This window comes from Aquimarina sp. 2-A2, assembly GCF_045505135.1.
GTDB lineage: Bacteria > Bacteroidota > Bacteroidia > Flavobacteriales > Flavobacteriaceae > Aquimarina > Aquimarina intermedia.
The window spans coordinates 442,854-463,264 of the sequence record NZ_JBJKFI010000003.1; the positions used below are offsets into that span (position 1 = coordinate 442,854).

19 protein-coding genes are annotated in these 20,411 nt (G+C 34.2%); 7 read left to right on the forward strand and 12 right to left on the reverse strand.

Translation table 11 applies throughout. The features are described 5' to 3' along the window. Nucleotides 1–56: 56 nt before the first annotated feature. The 7 genes from ACJRPK_RS10415 to ACJRPK_RS10445 form a co-directional block, all read right to left on the reverse strand. Nucleotides 57–1,115, reverse strand: coding sequence for a nucleoid-associated protein (locus ACJRPK_RS10415; RefSeq protein WP_407139840.1), 1,059 nt, complete (start codon nt 1,113–1,115; stop codon nt 57–59). A 71-nt stretch (nt 1,116–1,186) separates the two neighbouring features. Then, nucleotides 1,187–1,705 carry an IS1096 element passenger TnpR family protein gene (locus ACJRPK_RS10420; RefSeq protein ID WP_407139841.1) on the reverse strand — a complete coding sequence of 173 codons (519 nt, stop codon included), beginning with the start codon at nt 1,703–1,705 and terminating at the stop codon, nt 1,187–1,189. 67 nt (nt 1,706–1,772) lie between these two features. After that, nucleotides 1,773–2,843: a COX15/CtaA family protein gene (locus ACJRPK_RS10425; protein WP_407139842.1), complete on the reverse strand. Its 1,071-nt coding sequence runs from the start codon at nt 2,841–2,843 to the stop codon at nt 1,773–1,775. A gap of 52 nt (nt 2,844–2,895) precedes the next feature. Continuing rightward, a complete protein-coding gene (locus tag ACJRPK_RS10430) occupies nt 2,896–4,335 on the reverse strand; it encodes a CCA tRNA nucleotidyltransferase (protein WP_407139843.1) in 1,440 nt (479 codons plus the stop codon). Nucleotides 4,336–4,343: 8 nt separating this feature from the next. Further along, the gene (locus ACJRPK_RS10435; RefSeq protein ID WP_407139844.1) at nt 4,344–4,913 is read right to left on the reverse strand and encodes an L-threonylcarbamoyladenylate synthase; all 570 of its coding nucleotides are present in this window, start codon (nt 4,911–4,913) and stop codon (nt 4,344–4,346) included. Between the two features lie 146 nt (nt 4,914–5,059). Further along, nucleotides 5,060–5,977, reverse strand: a complete 918-nt coding sequence (locus ACJRPK_RS10440) for a hypothetical protein (RefSeq protein ID WP_407139845.1) — start codon at nt 5,975–5,977, stop codon at nt 5,060–5,062. Between the two features lie 202 nt (nt 5,978–6,179). Then, nucleotides 6,180–7,169, reverse strand: coding sequence for a glycosyltransferase (locus ACJRPK_RS10445; protein ID WP_407139846.1), 990 nt, complete (start codon nt 7,167–7,169; stop codon nt 6,180–6,182). Between the two features lie 67 nt (nt 7,170–7,236). Here ACJRPK_RS10445 and ACJRPK_RS10450 point away from each other — a divergent pair, with 67 nt between their 5' ends. Further along, a complete protein-coding gene (locus tag ACJRPK_RS10450; RefSeq protein WP_407139847.1) occupies nt 7,237–8,352 on the forward strand; it encodes a glycosyltransferase family 4 protein in 1,116 nt (371 codons plus the stop codon). A 12-nt stretch (nt 8,353–8,364) separates the two neighbouring features. On the opposite strand, the gene ACJRPK_RS10455 is transcribed toward ACJRPK_RS10450, so the two are convergent. After that, nucleotides 8,365–9,162, reverse strand: a complete 798-nt coding sequence (locus tag ACJRPK_RS10455; protein WP_407139848.1) for a glycosyltransferase family 2 protein — start codon at nt 9,160–9,162, stop codon at nt 8,365–8,367. 124 nt (nt 9,163–9,286) lie between these two features. Here ACJRPK_RS10455 and ACJRPK_RS10460 point away from each other — a divergent pair, with 124 nt between their 5' ends. Continuing rightward, nucleotides 9,287–10,057 carry a lipopolysaccharide kinase InaA family protein gene (locus tag ACJRPK_RS10460; RefSeq protein WP_407139849.1) on the forward strand — a complete coding sequence of 257 codons (771 nt, stop codon included), beginning with the start codon at nt 9,287–9,289 and terminating at the stop codon, nt 10,055–10,057. Here the strand turns inward: ACJRPK_RS10460 and ACJRPK_RS10465 are convergent. The 4 genes from ACJRPK_RS10465 to ACJRPK_RS10480 form a co-directional block, all read right to left on the reverse strand. Continuing rightward, nucleotides 10,054–10,833 carry a glycosyltransferase family 2 protein gene (locus tag ACJRPK_RS10465; protein WP_407139850.1) on the reverse strand — a complete coding sequence of 260 codons (780 nt, stop codon included), beginning with the start codon at nt 10,831–10,833 and terminating at the stop codon, nt 10,054–10,056. The genes ACJRPK_RS10460 and ACJRPK_RS10465 overlap by 4 nt on opposite strands. A gap of 89 nt (nt 10,834–10,922) precedes the next feature. After that, nucleotides 10,923–11,993, reverse strand: coding sequence for a glycosyltransferase family 9 protein (locus ACJRPK_RS10470; protein WP_407139851.1), 1,071 nt, complete (start codon nt 11,991–11,993; stop codon nt 10,923–10,925). Continuing rightward, entirely contained in the window at nt 11,993–13,573 is a 1,581-nt protein-coding gene (locus ACJRPK_RS10475) for an LTA synthase family protein (RefSeq protein ID WP_407139852.1), read from the reverse strand. The genes ACJRPK_RS10470 and ACJRPK_RS10475 overlap by 1 nt, the downstream gene beginning before the upstream one ends. Before the next feature lie 433 nt (nt 13,574–14,006). Next, nucleotides 14,007–14,822, reverse strand: a complete 816-nt coding sequence (locus ACJRPK_RS10480) for a 2,3,4,5-tetrahydropyridine-2,6-dicarboxylate N-succinyltransferase (RefSeq protein WP_407139853.1) — start codon at nt 14,820–14,822, stop codon at nt 14,007–14,009. A 126-nt stretch (nt 14,823–14,948) separates the two neighbouring features. Here ACJRPK_RS10480 and ruvX point away from each other — a divergent pair, with 126 nt between their 5' ends. The 5 genes from ruvX (at nt 14,949) to yidC (ending at nt 20,342) form a co-directional block, all read left to right on the forward strand. Next, a complete protein-coding gene (ruvX, locus tag ACJRPK_RS10485; RefSeq protein WP_148783684.1) occupies nt 14,949–15,359 on the forward strand; it encodes a Holliday junction resolvase RuvX in 411 nt (136 codons plus the stop codon). Nucleotides 15,360–15,394: 35 nt separating this feature from the next. Further along, nucleotides 15,395–15,985: a peptide deformylase gene (gene def, locus ACJRPK_RS10490; RefSeq protein WP_407139854.1), complete on the forward strand. Its 591-nt coding sequence runs from the start codon at nt 15,395–15,397 to the stop codon at nt 15,983–15,985. A gap of 109 nt (nt 15,986–16,094) precedes the next feature. Next, on the forward strand, nt 16,095–16,514 hold the full coding sequence (locus ACJRPK_RS10495) for a DUF5606 domain-containing protein (protein WP_148783686.1): 420 nt from the start codon (nt 16,095–16,097) through the stop codon (nt 16,512–16,514). Between the two features lie 218 nt (nt 16,515–16,732). Beyond that, on the forward strand, nt 16,733–18,373 hold the full coding sequence (locus tag ACJRPK_RS10500) for a CTP synthase (protein WP_407139855.1): 1,641 nt from the start codon (nt 16,733–16,735) through the stop codon (nt 18,371–18,373). 88 nt (nt 18,374–18,461) lie between these two features. Next, nucleotides 18,462–20,342, forward strand: a complete 1,881-nt coding sequence (gene yidC, locus ACJRPK_RS10505) for a membrane protein insertase YidC (protein ID WP_407139856.1) — start codon at nt 18,462–18,464, stop codon at nt 20,340–20,342. Nucleotides 20,343–20,411: the final 69 nt, after the last annotated feature.

Sequence of the window (20,411 nt, forward strand, 5' to 3'; positions counted from 1 at the left end):
TATAAACCTAATTGAGGAAGGTGATTCATATTATATAAATCACCTTCTTTTTTTATCTAATCCTTTTGTTCCTTATTGAAGTATACCAAATAATAATACATCTGTTTCTCCTCATCCCAGCCTTTTTCAACAAATTTTTCAGCAGATTCTGGGTTGATAAAATCCATTTTGATTTGAATATTAGTATCCAGATTAATTACATTCTTCATTTTCTTTCTTGCTGCAGTAACTGCGGTGTTTGCAATAGGAAAATTGGTAAGATCTTCTATCTGATATTTAGGTGCTTTTTCTGTTTTATAATGTTTGAATTCCGGAATTAAATCAGGATTGTCAATCACCTCATTTAAGAAAGCTGTCTCCTCAAAATTATCATTTTTTGCAAAATGATTAACTGCACGGTTCATGAACATTACTTGTTCCTTTTTATCTTCGGCAGGGAGCACTACATCTTTGGAGAAGTCCTCACAGAATTTCATGTATTTCTTTGTGAAAAAATTATTGTCGGCAAATGCTGTCACACCTAAAAAATGTTCTAACCAGTATTTGGTGTCATAGCGGTTGGAGTCAACAGATAATACTTTATATCCTTCTTCCTTTTTAAAATTGAAGATCAAGCAACCTTTATCAAGTTTATTGAGATTCACACCTTGCTGAAGTAATAATTCAAGGTGACTCCCTTTTTCTTCAAATTGAAGAAAATCATGTTTAAGCTCAGATTTGAAAATTCCGATAGCAGACACCTTTTCATTATCGATCGTTACATTCTCTAAATACGTTACGTACACCTCACCACTTTTAATATGAGGATGTTGTGATTGTTCATATAATAATGATGCAATTCTTTTGGATTTTTCATGAGCAGTAGAAGGAGTCTCAAAAATTTCGGTGACAATTTTATACAGTGGGTTAAATTCTACATCCACTTCATTAGCAAACTGAAAATAATTTTCTTCCTTGTCTCTAAAAGGTTTAAAGAAATATTCTTTAAGCAATGCTGTTAATTCATCATTCAGACCATAAGGTGCATCCGATAAAAAGATATTTTCATTTCTACTTTTGTTACCGATACGGTGAACAGAAAGTGATTCTATTTGCGTACTGTATAAGTTGATCATACTATCATTAAGTTAGGGTACTGCTAAGTTATAAAACTGAAAAAAATGAATTTTATGCGGGAAGCTTAGTATTAATTCCAATTTTCATTGAAATCCATCTCGTCATAATCATCAAGGTCAACAAAACCTTCATCATCATCATAGGCATCATAGTCATCTTCAGGATCTGCTTTGAATTCTTTGTCCGGCGCTTGATCAGGTAGTTGGCCATGTACAAACATAACGTTAGGATACTCACGGCCGTTTTCAAACTCAGCTACTTCGGCCAGTTCTACCATAAACGTCCACATGCTCAAAAAGTCGTAGATGTATAAAAGTCGGGGAGAAGATTCATAGACCACATCCTCTAATCTGGTTTCGGCCATTAGTCGTACGGGATTATTACCATCACTCATATCAAATAATGAGATTTCTTCACCTTGAGACCATTGCTCATCACTTGTATAAAACGAAGCCATCTCAGTTCCATCAAAGCTAAACGATTGCGTAATAACGTTGTGGAACTCCTCTAGGGTAGCTGTTTTTTCAATTTCGATGTCTCTAAACACATCCTCTTCGGTGTCCAGAATTATTCTAAAGCGATAAATCATTTAAGCTGTTTTTTGAAGTAACAAAGATACAAACTAGTTTTTAGACTAGAGAGAAGTTTTGAGTCCATTAAGAGGATGTTTGCAGCTTTTTTTGTCCAATAAAAATCTCCAGAAAAATATAAAATTGGATTCCGAAAAGTAACGAAGATAAAACCAAATGCAGAGGTTGAGATAAGAAAGGGAAATCAAAGTAATACATTAAAATTCCTGTAAATACTTCCAGTCCTATTACAACAAGCACCCAATTCAATTTTTGTAATCCAAGTTTTTTGATTCTATTCTGGAGAAGTAGCCAAACATTCAAAATAACTATAAGAATAGAAAAAGAACGGTGTACATAAAACATGACTGTCGGCGGATTAAGCCACTCAGCTTTTGCGTATTCTCCCAGACGATCTATTTGTTCGTCAACATATTGACGTACCTGAGTACCTAGTATTACCTGAATCAGCGTAAGAAATAACGAAAAAAGAAAAAGTAATTTGAACGTTTTAGAGATCTTCAGCTTTTTAAAGGAACTTTTGGTTTGGAATAAAAGAAAAAGTAAGACGGCAAGAATTAAAAATGCCATCACCATATGAATTGTTATTTTAAAAGGTAACAAGTTAGAATCTACTACAGTTTTTCCTAACCAGGATTGAAATAGCATAAAAAGGATCGTGATGGTTGCCAAAGCGGGAATCCATAAATTTTCTTTCCGGTAACGAAAAGAAAGGAAAAACATAAGTAAAATAGGTATTCCTGAAAGAACCGTGACAAGTCTGTTAATGTATTCGATCCAGGTGTGCCATACATTAAACTTGGCATAATCATGTTTAGTATAAGGTTGCCAGTTTGTAGGTTTATAGACATTACCGGAAGTGAAATCTTTATCAGCAATTCTTAATACATCGTTTTGTATAACAATCACACCTTTATTATACGCATGATTAGCTTTCCATTGAATTTGCTCTGCATCGGTGGGTGGAATGTAGTATCCAAAACATTTAGGCCAATCTGGACATCCCATTCCGGATCCTGTCATACGTACTACAGCTCCGGCTATTATTATTAGATAAATCAGAATGACAGACACGATTACCAGAGATCTGAATGTACGTTTACCACGAGTGGTACTATTCTTTTTACTATTTGGCATACCCTTATATTTTATGATCGATTCTATACAAGTACCTTTTAAGATGCAAGCGCTATTGTTTTTTGAGGTCCGATGGCTTTAAGCCAAGTTTTTCACCAGCTCTAAGCATAAACTCATACGCAGCTTCATATTCATTTGGAATTTCACCTTCGAGAATTGCTTCCTTTATTTTTTCTTTCAAAACCCCAATTTCTCTGGAAGGCTTAAGATTAAAAGTTTCCATAATTTCTTCACCAGAAATCGGCGGTTGAAAATTACGTACATGATCTCGCTCTTCTACCTCGATCATTTTTTGACGTACCACTTTAAAATTATTATGATATTTTTTGAAGCGTTTAGGGTTTTTGGTCGTAATGTCTGCTTCGCAAAGGGTCATCAAATCATCAATATATTCTCCTGCATCAAAAATCAGACGACGTACCGCAGAATCGGTAACATCACTAGCAATGACTATTGGACGAGAGCTCATTAATACCATTTTTTGGACAAATTTCATCTTGTCGTTCAGAGGCATTTTGAGTCTTTTAAAAAGTTTATAGACCATTTTTGAACCTACAAACTCATGTCCGTGAAATGTCCAGCCAGCTTTTTTTGTAAATCGTTTTGTGGGAGCCTTACCAATATCATGTAAGAGAGCAGCCCACCGTAACCAGAGGTTATCTGTATTTTCTGAAATATTATCAACAACCTCCAGGGTGTGATAAAAATTATCCTTATGACGCTGTCCTTCTACTTCGTCAATACCCTTTAGAGCCATAAGCTCCGGTAATATATAATCTAATAAGCCTGTTTGTTCAAGGAGCAAAAAACCTATTGAAGGCTTGGGGCTAAGCATAATTTTATGAAGCTCATCCACAATCCGTTCACGTGTTATAATTTCAATACGGTCTTTATTACTTTTGATAGCTTTAAGAGATGCTTCTTCAATCGTAAAGTTCAATTGACAAGCAAAACGTATTGCCCGCATCATACGCAGAGGATCATCAGAATAGGTAATTGTTGGATCGAGCGGCGTACGAATCAGTTTAGATTTTAGGTCTGCAAGTCCGTCAAAGGGATCTAGTAAAGCACCATAGTTTTTGCTGCTTAGGCTTAATGCCAGTGCATTGATTGTAAAGTCTCTGCGGTTTTGATCATCTTCAAGACTCCCATCTTCTACGACAGGATTTCGACTATCTGCCTGATAAGACTCCTTACGAGCTCCTACAAATTCTACTTCAATATCCTGTGCACGAAGCATAGCCGTGCCATACGTTTTGAAAATTTGAACTTTGGGAGAATTTGGTAAATTTTTGGAAACTTCTTTTGCTAAGGCGATACCGCTACCAATGGCTACAATGTCAATATCCTTAACATCTCCCCGTTTTAAAAAAAAATCTCTTACAAATCCGCCAATCACATAGCTATCTAAAGAAAGGTTTTGGGCGGCTTTTGAAACGGTTTCAAAAATGGGATGCGACAAGGCATCCGTATAGTGTTTAATTTGCGACATGAATCAATTTACTTCCTGATAATTTTTACCGTACTATCCCCGCCAATCTTAATAATAGCAGATGGTTTGGTATTTTTATTCTGAAGTGGCAAATTTACGATATAGTCTACGCCTTCCAAAATCTCTTTTGATATTTCTTCAAAACGCATGGGGGTAGCTTTTCCGCTAATATTTGCAGATGTCGATACTATAGGACGCTTAAATTTTTTAATTAATTTTCCACAAAAAGGATCTCTAACGACACGTATTCCCAAGGAATTATCATCACTAATCAAATTTTCAGCAACTCTTAACGGTCTGTCATAGATGATCGTAGTTGCCTTTTTTGCATATTTTAAAATATCATAGGCAACTTCTGGAACTTCTTCAACATATTGTTGTAACATCTTGAAGTCGCTTACTAAACAAATAAGTGCTTTACTCTCAATTCTGTTTTTAAGCGCAAATACTTTATCAACAGCCTCTGCATTGGTGGCGTCACATCCAATTCCCCAAACGGTGTCTGTAGGGTAGAGGATTAAACCTCCTTTTTTGAGCACAGTTAAGGCTTGTGCTGTTTCTTCTCGTTGCTTATCCATTAGTTTAATTTAGAAAGGCAAAAATACAAAAGAAGCCTCGGTTAGGAGGCTTCACTATAAAAGATTTTAATTTATAATTTAACAGTAGTTAGTAATATAAATTTATTTATTTCTCTTCGAGAACTATAGCAACTACTAGCTAAAAATTACCAAGAAACATAATGAGTCCATCTATTCGCTTCGCTCTCTCCAGTCATTTTTTGTTTAATTGTACCTTTCAAATCAACAATCCAATAAGGGTGATATGAAGGCCCTATGTCATAAGTCCATCTAAGTAGAAAAATTTGATGTGATGAGCAATGATTATTATAAACTAAATTATAAGTTGAAGGATTTCCACTCTGATCCGGTTGAGGTGGATTTGGTAAACGTGATCTATCAGTAACGTTGATTGATATTTCTCGTCTCTCTCCAGATAATCTCCAAGAACCACTTCTGTGATTGTATTCTAAATATAATCTTAGATATAGGCTATAATTGTATTGAGCACCTGTTACCAAATATTCAGCAAGCACTTGATGAAGATACCTGAAATATCTTGGAGCAGAGCCATGATTAGTTCCATTCCTGCAATCAATATAATTCTGTTGATAAAACAACCAATACTTATATAAAGTTCTGTTGTTCGTATTTAAATTTGTAGCTTTTTCATCTATTAAATTATCCGCTGGAATTGAGACTGTAGAAACCCTCCCAACATTTTCAAACTCCTGAACATTGTTATTATTTTTAGTTTTTTTAAAAATACCATTTTCCAGTTCTATGATTTCACCATTTATTTTAAACTGATTGTTTGCGTTAAGAATGGCTTGTAATGCCGGGGAATATTGGCTTGTGTCTTTTTCTATTCTATAAAAAGAAATTGCCTCTAACTCTTCTAAATCATTTATTTTTGAATATTTAGAATAGGTTTTGTGAAATTCATCCCAACTGTCGAAAGAATTAATTTCATTTTTCTCTGGTTGAGAGATTTCGTTTTCTACGAAAAAAGTGTCCGGATCTTTCTCACAAGATAGATTTAGAATTCCGAAAATTCCGATCAAATAAAAAAATTTTTTCATCATATTTAGGTTTTAAGATTACAATTAAATTTACAAAAAATAAGCCTAATTTATATAAGCGTAAACTTTCCAAATTTTACTGTGATACCAGAAATAAAAGGCTTAGTTAGTACTAAGATGAAAGTTAATTTTATTAGTATCTATTAACTTTTGAAGAATGAATCTTGAAACTCTTAAATTGATTCTTAATTTTTTAAAATCATAGTCAATTAAAAATAGCAATCTTGTTATTTTCTATATCATATTGAGGTACTTTCTGGTTTAAAGTATCCCCTGACAATATTTTTTTATATAATATGACGTAAGACTCAGCCATCCTATTTGAATTGAAGTACTTCGTAGCATATTCATGACATAGCTTTGGATTGTAATCAAATTCCTGTATTGCTTTAACGATTTCTGAGGAACAGTCTCCGATAAAACCTACTTCAGGAGTTATTAGCTCGGGTAAAGAACCATTTTTAGTTCCAAAGACTGCGCAGCCAGCGTATAAACTTTCTATTATTGCCAGTCCAAAAGGTTCATGCCAACTAACAGGGAATAACAACGCTTTAGAGTTTTTCATAATATCCATCTTGACATTATTATCTACCATGCCTCTAAAAATAATCTTTGGATTGAGTACATAACCGAATCCTCTTTTCAAATTCCGGAAGGTCCATCGTTTTCCTCCCATGATGTGAAGTTTATTATTCGATTCGAGTGCTATTTTGGCGGCACCAAAAACATTTTTCACTTTCCATGCTGCTTTACCTAAAAAGTGAAAGTAGGTTCTTTCTGTATCAAGATTGGGTGCTGGGTAATCACTCCAATCAAGTCCATTATGAACATACATGGAAGATTGGTAACGTTCGGCTTGGTTTTTTGATATGAAAACAGTGTTTATATCTATCAATTCTTCTTTAGAAGGATTTCCATGCATTGTAATCAAATAAGGTTTAGAGGTTATAGGTTGTTTGAGTCTAAAATTTAAATGAACTATATCAATATATTTTGGTATTTGACTTTCAATATTTATTTCATCCTTTAAGACAAGAATCTCAGCAAAATCGCAGGTTGAACCTTCTTTTACTAAATAGAAAACTTCGTGACCTAACAAGGTTAGTTCCTTTCCAAGCCCCCATATGACACGTTCGGTTCCCCCATAATTGATTGTAGGGATAATGCCTGATTTGTCCACGATTAATATTTTCATTTTTACCTTTGTTTAACATTAATTAAAAATCTAAATTACTATATATTTGTCTAAAATTAATTGACTAGTGAAAGTTTTACATATTTCATATGCCTCAACTTGGGGTGGGGGAGAACAACAAATGGTTAATCTTCTTGAGGGTGTCACCGGTTTAGGAGTAGAAAATCTATTAATTTGTATTAATAATTCAGCTTTAGAGAACTATTCATTAGCTAATAATATCAACTTCATTGGAATCGATAGAAAAAAAGGTTTTAATATTCGCTATCTAAAAGGAATAAATTCAATAATTAGAAACTATTCACCAGATATTTTACATATACATACGGGTAGTTTTTTAAAAGATTTCTTGATTATCAGTAAATTACAGGGGGTGAAGTGTAAGGTAGTGTTCACTATGAATGGTATGATTAGAAAAAAGAATTTATTGAGTAAAATAAAATATAATAATACCGAAATTGACAGGTATTACTGTATTTCTAAGTCTGTGGAGGATAATTTTAAAAAAAATGTTCTCTATCAAAAAAACCATAATAAGACTGGTGTCGTCTATGACGGTATTAATTTAGAAAAGGGGAGTGATGCAAAAAGTCCGAATATAGATTTAAGAAAACAACTGTCCTTAAAATCAGATATTCGAATCGTCGGTAATATTGCTAACCACACTGATGCAAAGGATTTATTGAGTTTTTTTAGTACTGCAAATTATTTGATCAACATCGAGAAAAATAAAAACTTAGTTTTTGTTCAAATTGGCAGAGAAAGTAAGAGAACCCGAGACTATAAAAACTTTATAGATGCAAATGGCCTTTCGGATCGGGTACATATATTGGGGTTCATGGAAAACGCAAGAGAATATTTAGAGTTTTTTGATTGTTTTTTAATGACTTCTAATAGAGAAGGGCTGTCCATGTCGATTTTAGAATCTTTCCTATATAAAACACCAGTAGTGTCTACAAGAGCAGGAGGTGTTCCTGAGGTTGTAATTCATGAAGAGACAGGTTTGTTGGCAGATATTGGAGATCATGAATCTCTTGGTAAGCAGGTTAAAAGAATATTTCTTGAAAAAGGTCTTAAAGAAAAATTAACTTTACAAGCGCATAAAAAGCTCTTAAGTAATTTTACTAAGGAAACTTTAGCTAAAAGCACATTTGATTTTTATAAAAAATTAATGTATACATAGTTACTCAAGAATTTATAGATATTTATCAATACCATCAATAGTTCGTATTACTTTGTTTGCAATGGTCTGCTGCTCAATTAAGTCATTATTTTTCAACCTGTTTTTACTTTGCTCTAGATGATAAAGATGATAAGCAAGTCCTGCGAATTTTAACCGTTTGCCTTTAATACCATTATTATGCATCCGCTCAATTAATTCACTATCTTCTCTTCCCCAACCTTTGAACGCTTCGTTGTAACCATTAACTTTTATAAAGTCTTCTTTCCAGAAAGATACATTGCAGCCTCTAAACTTTGACGATCTCTGGTCTACGGGTTTAAAAAATTTTGTTAGAAATGGAAAGTGGATAGTTCTTCCTCGCTTCTTAATACCTTTAGAAAAATAATTAAAAGTTATTTGTTTATTATGATATATTTTGTGCAGATGACTCTTTTTAAGAGTTACCCTACTTCCAAATAAATAATAGTTGGCTTCGGCAAATTTTAGATGATCCTTTATAAAATGTTTGTGCATTATAATATCTCCGTCAACTTCAACTATATATTCATATGAAGCCTGAGCTATTGCCTTATTCATGATCATAGCTTTTTGATTGCCATTATCTTCTTGCCATATGTGCTTTATTGGTATGGGAAATGTTTTTTGAAAATTATTAATGAGCACTTCAGTCTGATTCGTTGAACCATCATCAGCAATAATAACTTCGTCAGGTAAAACGGATTGTCTCAAAACGCTTTGTAAAACTAAGTCCAATGCTTCTGGCCAGTTATATGTTGAAATAATTAGTGAACATTTCGGGGAATATTTCATAGTAATGTTTTTATAACTAACAATTCTAATGCACTTATGGTCGTTGACAATAGATGTGCAATAGAGGGTTTAAAATTATGATAAAAATTGAAATTAAGTATCTTTGCTCCCAATATATTAATATATGGGAAAGGAATTAGTAGTTGATAAAAATTACAGCGCTCAAAGAACTGAAATAAGTACTTCTATTGAAGAGTTTACTATGTACTCTGAAACCTTAGGTGATGCTGAGCGGAATGTCATTAAAGTAGTGCCTTTTGAAAGAGAGAAGATTACTATTAAATCATTTAAGATTCCTAATGTAATTAATCAGATTGCTTATCGATTTTTTAGAAAATCAAAAGCAGAGAGATCTTATGCGTATGCTAAACAATTACTTGAATTAGGTATAGGTACGCCGAAACCAATAGCTTATCAAATAGAATTTACACCTCTTTTATTTAAAAAAAGTTACTATCTAAGTGAATTGGTGGTATGTGACTTGACATACAGGGAGCTAACGACCGATTTTAGTATTCCTGATTATGAAAATATCCTTCGAGCATTCACTCGATTTACGTATAAGCTTCATCAAAAGGGAGTTAATTTTCTTGATCATTCACCCGGTAATACTCTAATAGTTCGAAAAGAAGATGGTTATGAGTTTTATCTGGTAGACCTCAATAGAATGAAATTTGGTAAGATGGATTTTGAAACTCGTATTAAAAACTTTGCAAAACTCACGATTCACCGATCCATGATCGAGATTATGAGCAATGAATACGCTAAATGTACTGGTGAGAACGAGCAAGATATCCTGAATCTAATGTGGAAAAATACTGAAGATTTTCAACATAAGTTCTACCGGAAAAAACGACTAAAAAAGAGGCTTCTATTTTGGCAAAAAAGGGATTAGTTATCTAGTTTACCGTTGTTTTTATGAAGCTCTCTTAGTTTCAAATATTTTAGAAAAGTAAGATTAGCGGTTTGAGAGCAAATTACAAAACCGTTAATGCCGTCCAAAAAGCCTAACCTTAGAATATATGACTTGAAAAACGCCCATGAAGGATTGAAGAATAATTTTCTAAGTGATGATTTTTTTCCCAGTTTATAATACGAGTAAGCAGAAATAGTAGAGAACTTTTCAATTTGTTGATTAAACGCGCTATAGGTTGGATAGTTCCAATGCAGGATATCTCCCTTTAGCTTAGCGCTATTTTTTGGATTGTAGAGTTTGTAAGAATCATGGGGATTAATACCCTTCCATTCTCCTTTACCTTTTACAAAAGCCCTCAATTTTCTATCGGGATACCAATCAGAGTGATTAATCCATTGTCCACAAAAATTATTATAGCGATTCATGTAGTACCCGTCATGAACCCAATTTGACTTTAATGCAATTATCGTTTCTTGCAGTTCTTCAGAGAGCGCTTCATCACCATCCAAGGAGATGATATGATCGTAAGACGCTTGAGAGATGACAAAATTCTTTTGTTCTTTGTATCCTAGAAATTGTTGTTTAATAAATTTAACATCATATTGCTTACAAATTTCCTCAGTTCTATCGGTTGAAAAAGAGTCTACAACTACAATTTCATCTACAACTCCTTGTAGTGATTTGAGGCAGGTCTCAATCTTACGTTCTTCATTATATGTTATAATAACTCCTGAGAGTTTTACAGTGTTTTGCATAATTTTATTAGGTTGTAATGAGCAAATAAAAATTAATTGAAGCCTTCAACTTTTGAATAGACCAAAATTTAAAGCTTACTACATTATGTTTATTTTTGATTCGAAAATTGAGTTAGGTACAGATTCAGTTTTTCGATAATCAGATCTGGGGTAAATTCTTTGTATAATTCTAAAGACTCTTTTTTCATCTTTTTTGGGGATGTTGAGCCGTATAGCTCCGGTTTCACATCGATCAAGTGAATCGAGTCATGTATTTTTCCGTCTTCAAACATATTCCAGTCTTTTTTGATAATCCAAGGTGAAAATATTGTAAAAGTTGGTTTGTTAAGTGCTTTTGCAATATTAACAGCTCCACCTTCATTTCCAATTAATGCAGTGCATTGTGATACAATAGCCATAAACTCCCGAAGACTTTTTCCAAAGACGTCAAAATGAATTTTACGTTGCGTCTCAGGTTGAGTTAAATTATAAATACTTCTTGCAGCTTCTTTTTGTGAGGGAATATAATTGAATACTATTGAGCCATTTGTAGTTTTTACAATCTCATCAAGCAGCGTTGCCATATAAGAAAAGGGTAATGTTTTGATATCTTCACTACCAAGAACGCTAATCATAAACAAAGGTTCATTAGATGAAATCTTATGGATTACCAACAAACGTTTGGCTGCTTCTTTTTCATCAGTAGTGAGATAGATCTTTGGACGTTTAATATTCTGAACCAATTCAGATTCCGAATAAACAAGCCGTAATCTGTTTTCTATTGCAGTACTAGCATTAGTTATAGGGTTTGCTACACGGGGTATTGTTTTTGTGTAAATCCAATGTGTATACTTTTTATAAAAAGAAACTTTCTCTTTACCGTTTGAGAATAATGAGATTAAATTGCTTTCTAACTTCCCGTAGGCGTCAACCACAAGATCGAATTTTTCATTTCTAATTTTTATTAAAAATTTAATGAATGCAAATTTACTATCTCTGTTTTCCTTTTTGAATTCAATGATTCTATCAAAAGAAGGATTCTCCTTGAGTACGGGAATGGTACTGGTATTAACCAGGTAAACGACTTCTGATGCGGGATATTTCTCTTTTAAAGACTCGCAGATAATAGTACTCGTTAAAACGTCTCCTATCATTTTTTGCTGAATAACTAAAATTTTCATCAATCTGGTATAAGTTGATCGTTTACCACTCGGCTATTAAAAGATTGAATATAAGCTTTGGCTTCCGTTTCAAAGTGGAGTCGTTCTTGCACTCGAACTTCTGCTAAATCATGTTCTTGATTCCTGTCTTTTTTCCAATTATAATACCCTAAAGTTTTATTTCCGTCAAAGATGAGATAATAATCGTTTTTAACAAAGTGATATGCATTATTTTGATAACATGCAATCATACGATTGTCATCAGATAATTTATTTCCAAAAGTTAAAATTTCTCCTTGGTAATTAAGGTACTCTAAAATAGACGGAAGAATATCGATCTGCTGAAAGTTTTTTTCACTAATACCTCTTAATTGATCATTTGAGGGGTCAAAAAATAGAATGGGGATTGATAATTTGCCTAAACTCGTATTGTAAAAATCTTTTCCTCCAGATGACGTATGATCCGCAGATAATACAAAGAGTGTATTATCATACCATTTTTGCGTTTTAGCAAATTCAAAAAACTTTTGTAAAGCGTAATCAGAATAGCCTATGGTTTCATGGATTTTTGTTGTCCCTTTTGGAAATTTATTTTTATACTTCTCCGGTATTATATATGGATTATGCGAAGAGATTGTAAATAGGGTAGTAAAGAACGGGGATTTAAAATTTGTTAATTCCTCTCCGAAATACTGCATGAACTCTTCATCAAAAATGCCCCATCTTCCATCCTCTCCACCTTCGTAGGGATACTCGTTTTTCCCATAATAGGCATCAAAACCACTTATTTTTGCGTATTGATCAAAATTCTGACTTCCATTAAATGCTCCGTGAAAAAAGGAGGTTTTATACCCCTGTTCCTTTAAAATTTTTGGAAGACCTTTGATTTTATTAAAGGCGTAGGTTGATTGAATGAAATTGTTATCCATTAGACTAGGGATACTAGAGAGGATAGAGGGTACAGCGTCAATAGATAGTCTTCCGTTTGCAAAACCGTTTTTAAAGAACAACGATTGCGTGATCAAGGAGTCAAGAAAAGGTGTGTAACTGTTATCCTCCCCTTTAGTGCCAACATTCTCATTACCAAAACTTTCTAAAATTAAAACAACTACGTTTTTCTTGTTGAAGGGAGTGGTGCTGGAGAACTTTTTAACAGGATTAAAATGTTTTGATAACTCTTCTGGCGTAAAGTAAGTTGGAACGGCTAAATCTTCTTTTTTAGATAATGTTTTTATAATGGAGAACGGAGTATTAAGCACCAAGGCGCTTGTTTGTGGACTACCATAATGAATTGCATCAACTCTTTTTAAAGGTTTGCGTTGTGTTCCTCCTCGTCCAATTAGAATACTTAACCCAAGAATAGCTATAAAGCTTAGCGTGCTTACCGTTATATTCTTCAAGGAATATTCGACTTGCTCATTTGTGTCCTTTACATTTGGTATAGATTTCCAAAAGAGAAAGAGTACTGCTGCTAAAAGAAATATGATATACCAAAATTCTGTCATAAATGATAAGACTAAGCCAGGTATTTCATTCTCCATACCCTTTGCTGTTATCATACTGTAGGAGCTTCTTTTTCCCGTAAATTTATAATATTCCATGTCTACAAAGTTTGTAGTAATGAAAATAGCATTTATTATAAAATAGAAACCTTTAAGTATTTTTTGATATAAACTGTAGTTTTTGAAATTCCCGGGAACAGTGTGTGCTAGAATTATGATTAAATTAGTGTACGCTATTGTAGAAAAGTCAAAGCGTAAGCCACCAATGAACTCAAAAATAGTAATAGTAGGAAATGAGGACGCATTGAGTATAAAAAATAAAACTCTACAAATTTGATATAAGGCCGCGACAAGCAAGAGCCTTCTGCCAAGTAGTTTGACATGGATAAAGTAAGGGATCACAAGATTTGGGTTTCAATGTTACCGCAATATTACTGAAATTTTAAGTTAAAGTAAACTTTTTGCAATAAAATAAACCGCAACAACCTTTTATAGAACGAGTTGTAGCGGTTTATGGCATTTTTATTGAAACTTAGACAGCTACGTTATATTCACGTAAAGCATCGTTAAGCGATGTTTTTTTATCGGTGCTTTCTTTTCTTTTTCCGATAATTAAAGCGCAGGGTACATTATATTCACCTGCAGGAAACTTTTTTGTGTAACTTCCTGGGATCACAACGGATCCGGCAGGAACTAATCCTTTTGATTCAACCGGGGTGTCACCGGTAACATCTATAATTTTGGTAGAGGCTGTAAGTACCACATTCGCTCCCAATACAGCTTCTTTTTCCACGCGCACACCTTCAACTACGATGCAACGAGACCCTATAAAAGCATTGTCTTCTATGATAACAGGAGCTGCTTGCAATGGTTCTAGCACTCCGCCGATACCGACACCACCACTCAAATGTACGTTTTTACCGATTTGAGCACAACTTCCTACTGTAGCCCAGGTATCTACCATGGTACCTTCATCTACGTAGGCACCAATATTAACGTAGCTGGGCATCAAAATAGTGCCGGAGGAGATATAGGCACCATGACGAGCAACTGCATTGGGAACAACACGAATTCCTTTCGCTTCGTAGCCACTTTTTAAAGGAATTTTATCATGATATTCAAAAATACCCGCTTCCAGAGTTTCCATTTTTTGTATAGGGAAATAGAGCACTACAGCTTTTTTGATCCATTCATTTACCTGCCAACCTGAGCTTGTGGGTTCTGCAACACGCAGTTTACCAGCGTCCAATAAGTCTACAACCTCACGTATAGCATCTTGTATTTGAGTTTCTTTCAAAAGATCTCGATTAGACCATGCATTTTCAATTATCTCTTTGAGTTTATTCATTTGGTGTGATTTTTTCAACAAAGATAATAGCTTAATGTTAAATTACAGAATACTACTCGCTTTTTAGGGATTCATTTAAAATTAGGGTCTTTTTATAATAAATCTTACTTTTGCAGAAAAGTAACGATGGCACGAATTTTGGCAATTGACTATGGAAGTAAGCGGTGCGGTATTGCTGTCACCGATGAGTCAAAAATTATAGCCTCAGGTCTTACGACGGTCAATACTAAAGAACTTTTAATGTGGCTTAAGGAGTATGTTGCTAAAGAAGCGGTAGAATTGTTTGTTGTAGGGGAGCCAAAACGACTCCATGGAGAGGCTTCCCAAACCGAAGCACTAATACAGCCATTTCTTGAGAGTCTTCAAAAAAGTATTCCAGACATTCCAATAAAGCGGATTGATGAACGTTTTACATCAAAGATGGCTTTTGATACCATGATAGCCAGCGGAATTTCAAAAAAGAAACGAAGAGATAAAGCGCTGGTCGATCAAATTAGTGCTACAATAATCTTACAGGATTATTTGTATAACCTATAAGAAAATAAAGAAATTAATTAGTTAGAATATTTTTTATGATTTTACCCATTGTTGCCTATGGCGATCCTGTTTTAAAAAAGAAAGCAAAAGCAATTGAGGCAGATTATCCCAACTTGAGCGAATTGATCGAAAATATGTTTGAGACTATGTATAATGCGCATGGTGTGGGTCTTGCTGCTCCACAAATCGGATTATCAATTCGATTATTTCTTGTGGATGCTTCTCCTTTCGCAGAGGATGAGGATCTTACTGAAGAAGAACAGCAAAGTCTTAAGGATTTTAAGAAAGTGTTTATCAACCCTGTTATTACTGATGAATCGGGAGAAGAATGGGCGTTCAATGAGGGATGCTTGAGTATACCTGATGTGAGAGAAGATGTTTTTAGAAAAGAAAGAATCACTATCGAATATTTAGACGAGAATTTAAATGCGCATACCCAAACGTTTGATGGATTAGCTGCCCGTGTGATACAACACGAATATGATCATATTGAAGGAGTTTTATTTACCGATAAATTGTCTAGTTTAAAAAAGCGTTTAATAAAAGGTAAACTGGCTAACATTTCTAAGGGAAAAATAAAAATGGACTACCGTATGCGTTTTCCACTAATGAAAAAAGGAAGGTAGCTTGCTTTATAGAAGAAGCAAGTATGAATATTTAAGATAAATTTAGCGGGTATATCCTTTGACTTTTTAAAAAGAACAGTGGATATTTGCCAGCATTGAAAAAAAATATATGAGTTTAGAGAAAATATTAGCAATTTCGGGTAAACCGGGGTTATACGAATTAAAAGCACAAACACGTACCGGGTTTGTAGCAGAATCACTGGCAGATGGAAAACGACTTACTGTCAACATGAGAAATAACGTTAGTGTACTGAGTGAGATCGCTATTTATACAACTACCGAAGAAGTACCTTTAAAAGATATTTTTAAGAATATTCAGGAAAAGGAAAATGGTGGTCAGGCGATCAATCATAAAGAATCAAAAGCTAAACTGGAGTCTTATTTTGGCGAAGTTTTGCCTAACTATGATGAGGAGAGAGTGTATCCTAGTGATATTAAAAAAGTAATTCAATGGTATAATATCCTTCAAAATAAAGGAATAACTGATTTCTCAGTTGATCAAGAGGTTAAATCGGAAGAAGAAGAATAAGCTTTTCTGATACTTATCTTATAAATCTCATCCAAAAAGGGTGAGATTTTTTTTGTTTCAGGTTTTAGAGCTGTTTTATCTAACATATTTTAGTTTCTTCTTTTGATAGTATAATCCTGGCTTTCTAAAAAGAATGCTAATTTTTCAAGCTCCAGTTTCGTCAGTTCTTTGTACTTTTGCGCAAAATTTTACTACAATCTGATTAATTTTAAAAGTATATGGCTAATACCAAATATGTTTTTGTAACAGGAGGAGTTTCTTCTTCATTAGGTAAAGGTATCATTGCAGCTTCTCTAGCAAAACTTTTGCAAGCAAGAGGTTATCGCGTTACCATTCAAAAATTAGACCCATATATAAATGTTGATCCTGGAACGCTAAATCCCTATGAACATGGAGAATGTTATGTCACTGATGATGGTGCAGAAACTGATTTGGATTTAGGACATTACGAGCGTTTTCTTAACACAGCCACCTCACAGGCGAATAATGTGACCACCGGTAGGATATATCAAAGCGTTATTGAGAAGGAGAGAAGGGGAGAGTTTTTGGGAAAAACTGTTCAAGTAGTACCTCATATTACTAATGAAATCAAAGAGCGTATACAGATCTTAGGTAAGAGCGGAGATTATGATATTGTGATTACAGAGATCGGAGGTACGGTAGGTGATATTGAATCGTTACCTTATATAGAATCTGTACGCCAGTTAAAATGGGAATTAGGAGATAATAATGCATTGGTTATTCACTTAACCTTAATTCCTTATCTATCAGCCGCCGGAGAATTAAAAACCAAACCAACGCAACATAGTGTTAAAACACTGATGGAAAGCGGTATTAAGGCGGATATTCTGGTGTGTAGAACTGAGCATGAGCTATCGGAAGATTTGCGTAAAAAACTTGCCTTGTTTTGCAATGTTAAACAAGAAGCAGTTATTCAATCTATCGATGCATCCACAATTTACGATGTTCCTAATTTGATGTTAGAAGAAGGTTTGGATACCGTTGTGCTAAATCGACTGGTACTTCGCGATGATGACGAGCCTAATTTAGAGAAATGGAATGATTTTTTACTACGTCATAAAAATCCAAAACATGAAGTAACTATCGGTTTAATTGGAAAATATGTGGAGCTTCAGGATTCATATAAATCGATATTAGAAGCTTTTATTCATGCAGGAGCTGAGAATGAAGTTCGTGTAAATATTGAGAGTATTCATTCAGAATATATTGATGATAAGACTATAAAAAATAAAATAGCTCACCTCGATGGAGTTCTGGTGGCACCGGGATTTGGCGAACGAGGAATTGAAGGCAAAATAAAAGCAGTACAGTATGCTCGTGAACATAAAATTCCTTTTTTTGGGATTTGTTTGGGAATGCAAATGGCGGTAATTGAGTATTCGCGTAATGTTTTAGGACTAAAAGATGCGTGTTCTATCGAAGTTGATGAAAAAGCAGTGTCTCCGGTGATTAGTTTGATGGAAGAGCAAAAGAGCATAACGGACATGGGAGGAACCATGCGTTTAGGTGCGTGGGATTGTGAGCTTGTAGAGGGGAGCAAAGTCTTTGAGGCTTATGGTAAAACCCTGATATCGGAGCGTCACAGACACCGTTATGAGTATAATAATGCCTACAAAGAACAACTGGAAAAAGCAGGACTTAAAACTACTGGTACAAACCCTAAGACCGGATTGGTGGAAATCGTTGAGGTCGAGGATCATCCATGGTTCGTGGGAGTGCAATATCATCCTGAATACAAGAGTACCGTAGCTAATCCGCATCCGCTTTTTGTTGCCTTTACTAAAGCAGCTATGATATTTTCAAAAAACAAAGTAAGCGCCAAAGTGACACAATCATAGCTATTGGCTGGAAAGTTGATAGTTGAGAATATATATTTTAATTTTAAGAATGTTTACATAAACATTGCATTCTTTTACACTTATTTAAATGGAAGAAAAGAAGTTTGACTTTAATTCAATTATTGGATTTGTATTAATCGGAGTTATTCTGGTCTGGTTACTTTATCAAAATCAACCTACTCAAGAGGAGTTAGAAGCAGAAAAAGCTAAGCAAGAACAAATTGATGCTCAAAATGTTCAAGATAAACCGGCGGAAGCTGAATTCGTACAAAAGAATGAAGCTTTAATAGCCAACCCACAGGATTCTACAGCTATAGAAGAAGCAAAAACCCAATTGGGAGCATTTGCATATTCTGCAGGCTTGCCATCTGCGCAAGAAGCGGTAACTACTATCGAAAATGAGGTGTTGCGCCTAAAAATTGATAATAGAGGGGGGTATATTTCTGAAGCTCTACTTAAAAATTTCAAAACATACGATTCTGTTCCGGTATACTTAATTAAAGACGGCAAAAATGCTTCGTTAAATCTAAATTTTGGTACCACGGATAATCGGATTTTAAATACTTCAGATTTATTTTTTGAGCCTACGGTAAGTAAGAATGGCGAGAATACTGTTTTGACCATGCGATTAAAGGTATCGGATGCAAAATTCCTCGAATACCGTTATGAGCTCAAGCCTAATGAATATATGATTGATTTTTCAATTAGATCTCAAGGATTACAGGGTATTATTAATAGCAGTCAACCAATTTCGTTAGATTGGAAGTTACAAGGAATTCGTCATGCAAAAAGTGCGTCTTATGAAAATCGCTATACACAATTGCATTATGAATATGAGGGTGATAAATACGATTATTTGGGACAAGGTGAATTTACGGATGACGAGGAAGAAGCGGTGAGTTGGATCGCATATAAGCAACATTTCTTTTCCTCCGTTCTTTTGACCAATACTCCTTTTACCAAAGCTAAATTTACTTCTAAGAATGTAGCTGAAATTAAGGACTTGGATGATAAGGATGTACAGGTAACAAAAGAGTTTTCGTCTACAATGCCTTTAGAGCTACAATCAGGAGAACTTAATTATGCCATGAATTGGTATTATGGTCCTACGGATTATAAAATCTTAAGTGATTATAATAAAAACCTTGATGAGATTGTTCCTTTAGGATGGGGAATATTTGGGTGGATCAACAGGTATTTGTTTATACCATTCTTCGCTTTTTTAAGTAGCTTCTTACCATCGTATGGTGTTGCGATTATCGTGATGACTATCATAGTTCGTATCGTTTTGTCTCCTGTAACATATAAATCTTACGTGTCACAGGCTAAAATGAAGGTGCTTAAACCGGAGATTAATGAAATCAATGAGAAGCATAAGGACAATGCTATGAAAAGGCAACAGGAGACCATGGCTTTGTATAGTAAAGCGGGCGCTAGTCCTATGAGTGGTTGTCTGCCTGCTCTAATGCAGATTCCAGTTTTTTATGCGCTCTTCAACTTTTTCCCAAGCGCGTTTCAACTGCGTCAAAAAAGTTTCCTCTGGGCTGATGACCTTTCCAGTTATGATACCATTGCAGAGCTTCCTTTTTATATTCCTTTTTATGGAGATCACATCAGCTTGTTTCCAATATTGGCTTCGATAGCGATTTTTATTTATATGATGATGACCACCGGTCAAAATATGCAAACCCAACCGGGGATGCCTAACATGAAATTCATTATGTATTTATCACCGTTGATGATGTTATTTTTCTTTAATAATTATGCAAGTGGTTTATCCTTATATTATTTTGTTTCCAACTTGATTACTATCGGAATTATGTTAGTGATCAAAAATGTGATTATTGATGATGAAAAAATTCATGCTAGAATTCAAGAGAATAAAAAGAAACCGAAAAAACAAAGTAAGTTTCAGCAGAAGATGAAAGAGATGATGGAACAAGCAGAACAACAAAAAAAGAAGAAATAAGTAATAAGTATTTCAAATAGTAAACCCCATATTATCTTGATAATATGGGGTTTTTCATTATAAGTTTTA

Bases quoted from the DNA above. Each gene is read 5' to 3' on its own strand.
- ACJRPK_RS10500 (WP_407139855.1), top strand. From the start codon at position 16,733: ATGGCTAATACCAAATATGTTTTTGTAACAGGAGGAGTTTCTTCTTCA.
- ACJRPK_RS10420 (WP_407139841.1), bottom strand. From the start codon at position 1,705: ATGATTTATCGCTTTAGAATAATTCTGGACACCGAAGAGGATGTGTTT.
- ACJRPK_RS10440 (WP_407139845.1), bottom strand. From the start codon at position 5,977: ATGATGAAAAAATTTTTTTATTTGATCGGAATTTTCGGAATTCTAAAT.
- ACJRPK_RS10415 (WP_407139840.1), bottom strand. From the start codon at position 1,115: ATGATCAACTTATACAGTACGCAAATAGAATCACTTTCTGTTCACCGT.
- ACJRPK_RS10455 (WP_407139848.1), bottom strand. From the start codon at position 9,162: ATGAAATATTCCCCGAAATGTTCACTAATTATTTCAACATATAACTGG.
- ACJRPK_RS10425 (WP_407139842.1), bottom strand. From the start codon at position 2,843: ATGCCAAATAGTAAAAAGAATAGTACCACTCGTGGTAAACGTACATTC.
- yidC (WP_407139856.1), top strand. From the start codon at position 18,462: ATGGAAGAAAAGAAGTTTGACTTTAATTCAATTATTGGATTTGTATTA.
- ACJRPK_RS10435 (WP_407139844.1), bottom strand. From the start codon at position 4,913: ATGGATAAGCAACGAGAAGAAACAGCACAAGCCTTAACTGTGCTCAAA.
- ACJRPK_RS10470 (WP_407139851.1), bottom strand. From the start codon at position 11,993: ATGAAAATTTTAGTTATTCAGCAAAAAATGATAGGAGACGTTTTAACG.
- def (WP_407139854.1), top strand. From the start codon at position 15,395: ATGATTTTACCCATTGTTGCCTATGGCGATCCTGTTTTAAAAAAGAAA.
- ACJRPK_RS10460 (WP_407139849.1), top strand. From the start codon at position 9,287: ATGGGAAAGGAATTAGTAGTTGATAAAAATTACAGCGCTCAAAGAACT.
- ACJRPK_RS10495 (WP_148783686.1), top strand. From the start codon at position 16,095: ATGAGTTTAGAGAAAATATTAGCAATTTCGGGTAAACCGGGGTTATAC.
- ACJRPK_RS10475 (WP_407139852.1), bottom strand. From the start codon at position 13,573: ATGGAATATTATAAATTTACGGGAAAAAGAAGCTCCTACAGTATGATA.
- ACJRPK_RS10465 (WP_407139850.1), bottom strand. From the start codon at position 10,833: ATGCAAAACACTGTAAAACTCTCAGGAGTTATTATAACATATAATGAA.
- ACJRPK_RS10445 (WP_407139846.1), bottom strand. From the start codon at position 7,169: ATGAAAATATTAATCGTGGACAAATCAGGCATTATCCCTACAATCAAT.
- ACJRPK_RS10430 (WP_407139843.1), bottom strand. From the start codon at position 4,335: ATGTCGCAAATTAAACACTATACGGATGCCTTGTCGCATCCCATTTTT.
- ruvX (WP_148783684.1), top strand. From the start codon at position 14,949: ATGGCACGAATTTTGGCAATTGACTATGGAAGTAAGCGGTGCGGTATT.
- ACJRPK_RS10480 (WP_407139853.1), bottom strand. From the start codon at position 14,822: ATGAATAAACTCAAAGAGATAATTGAAAATGCATGGTCTAATCGAGAT.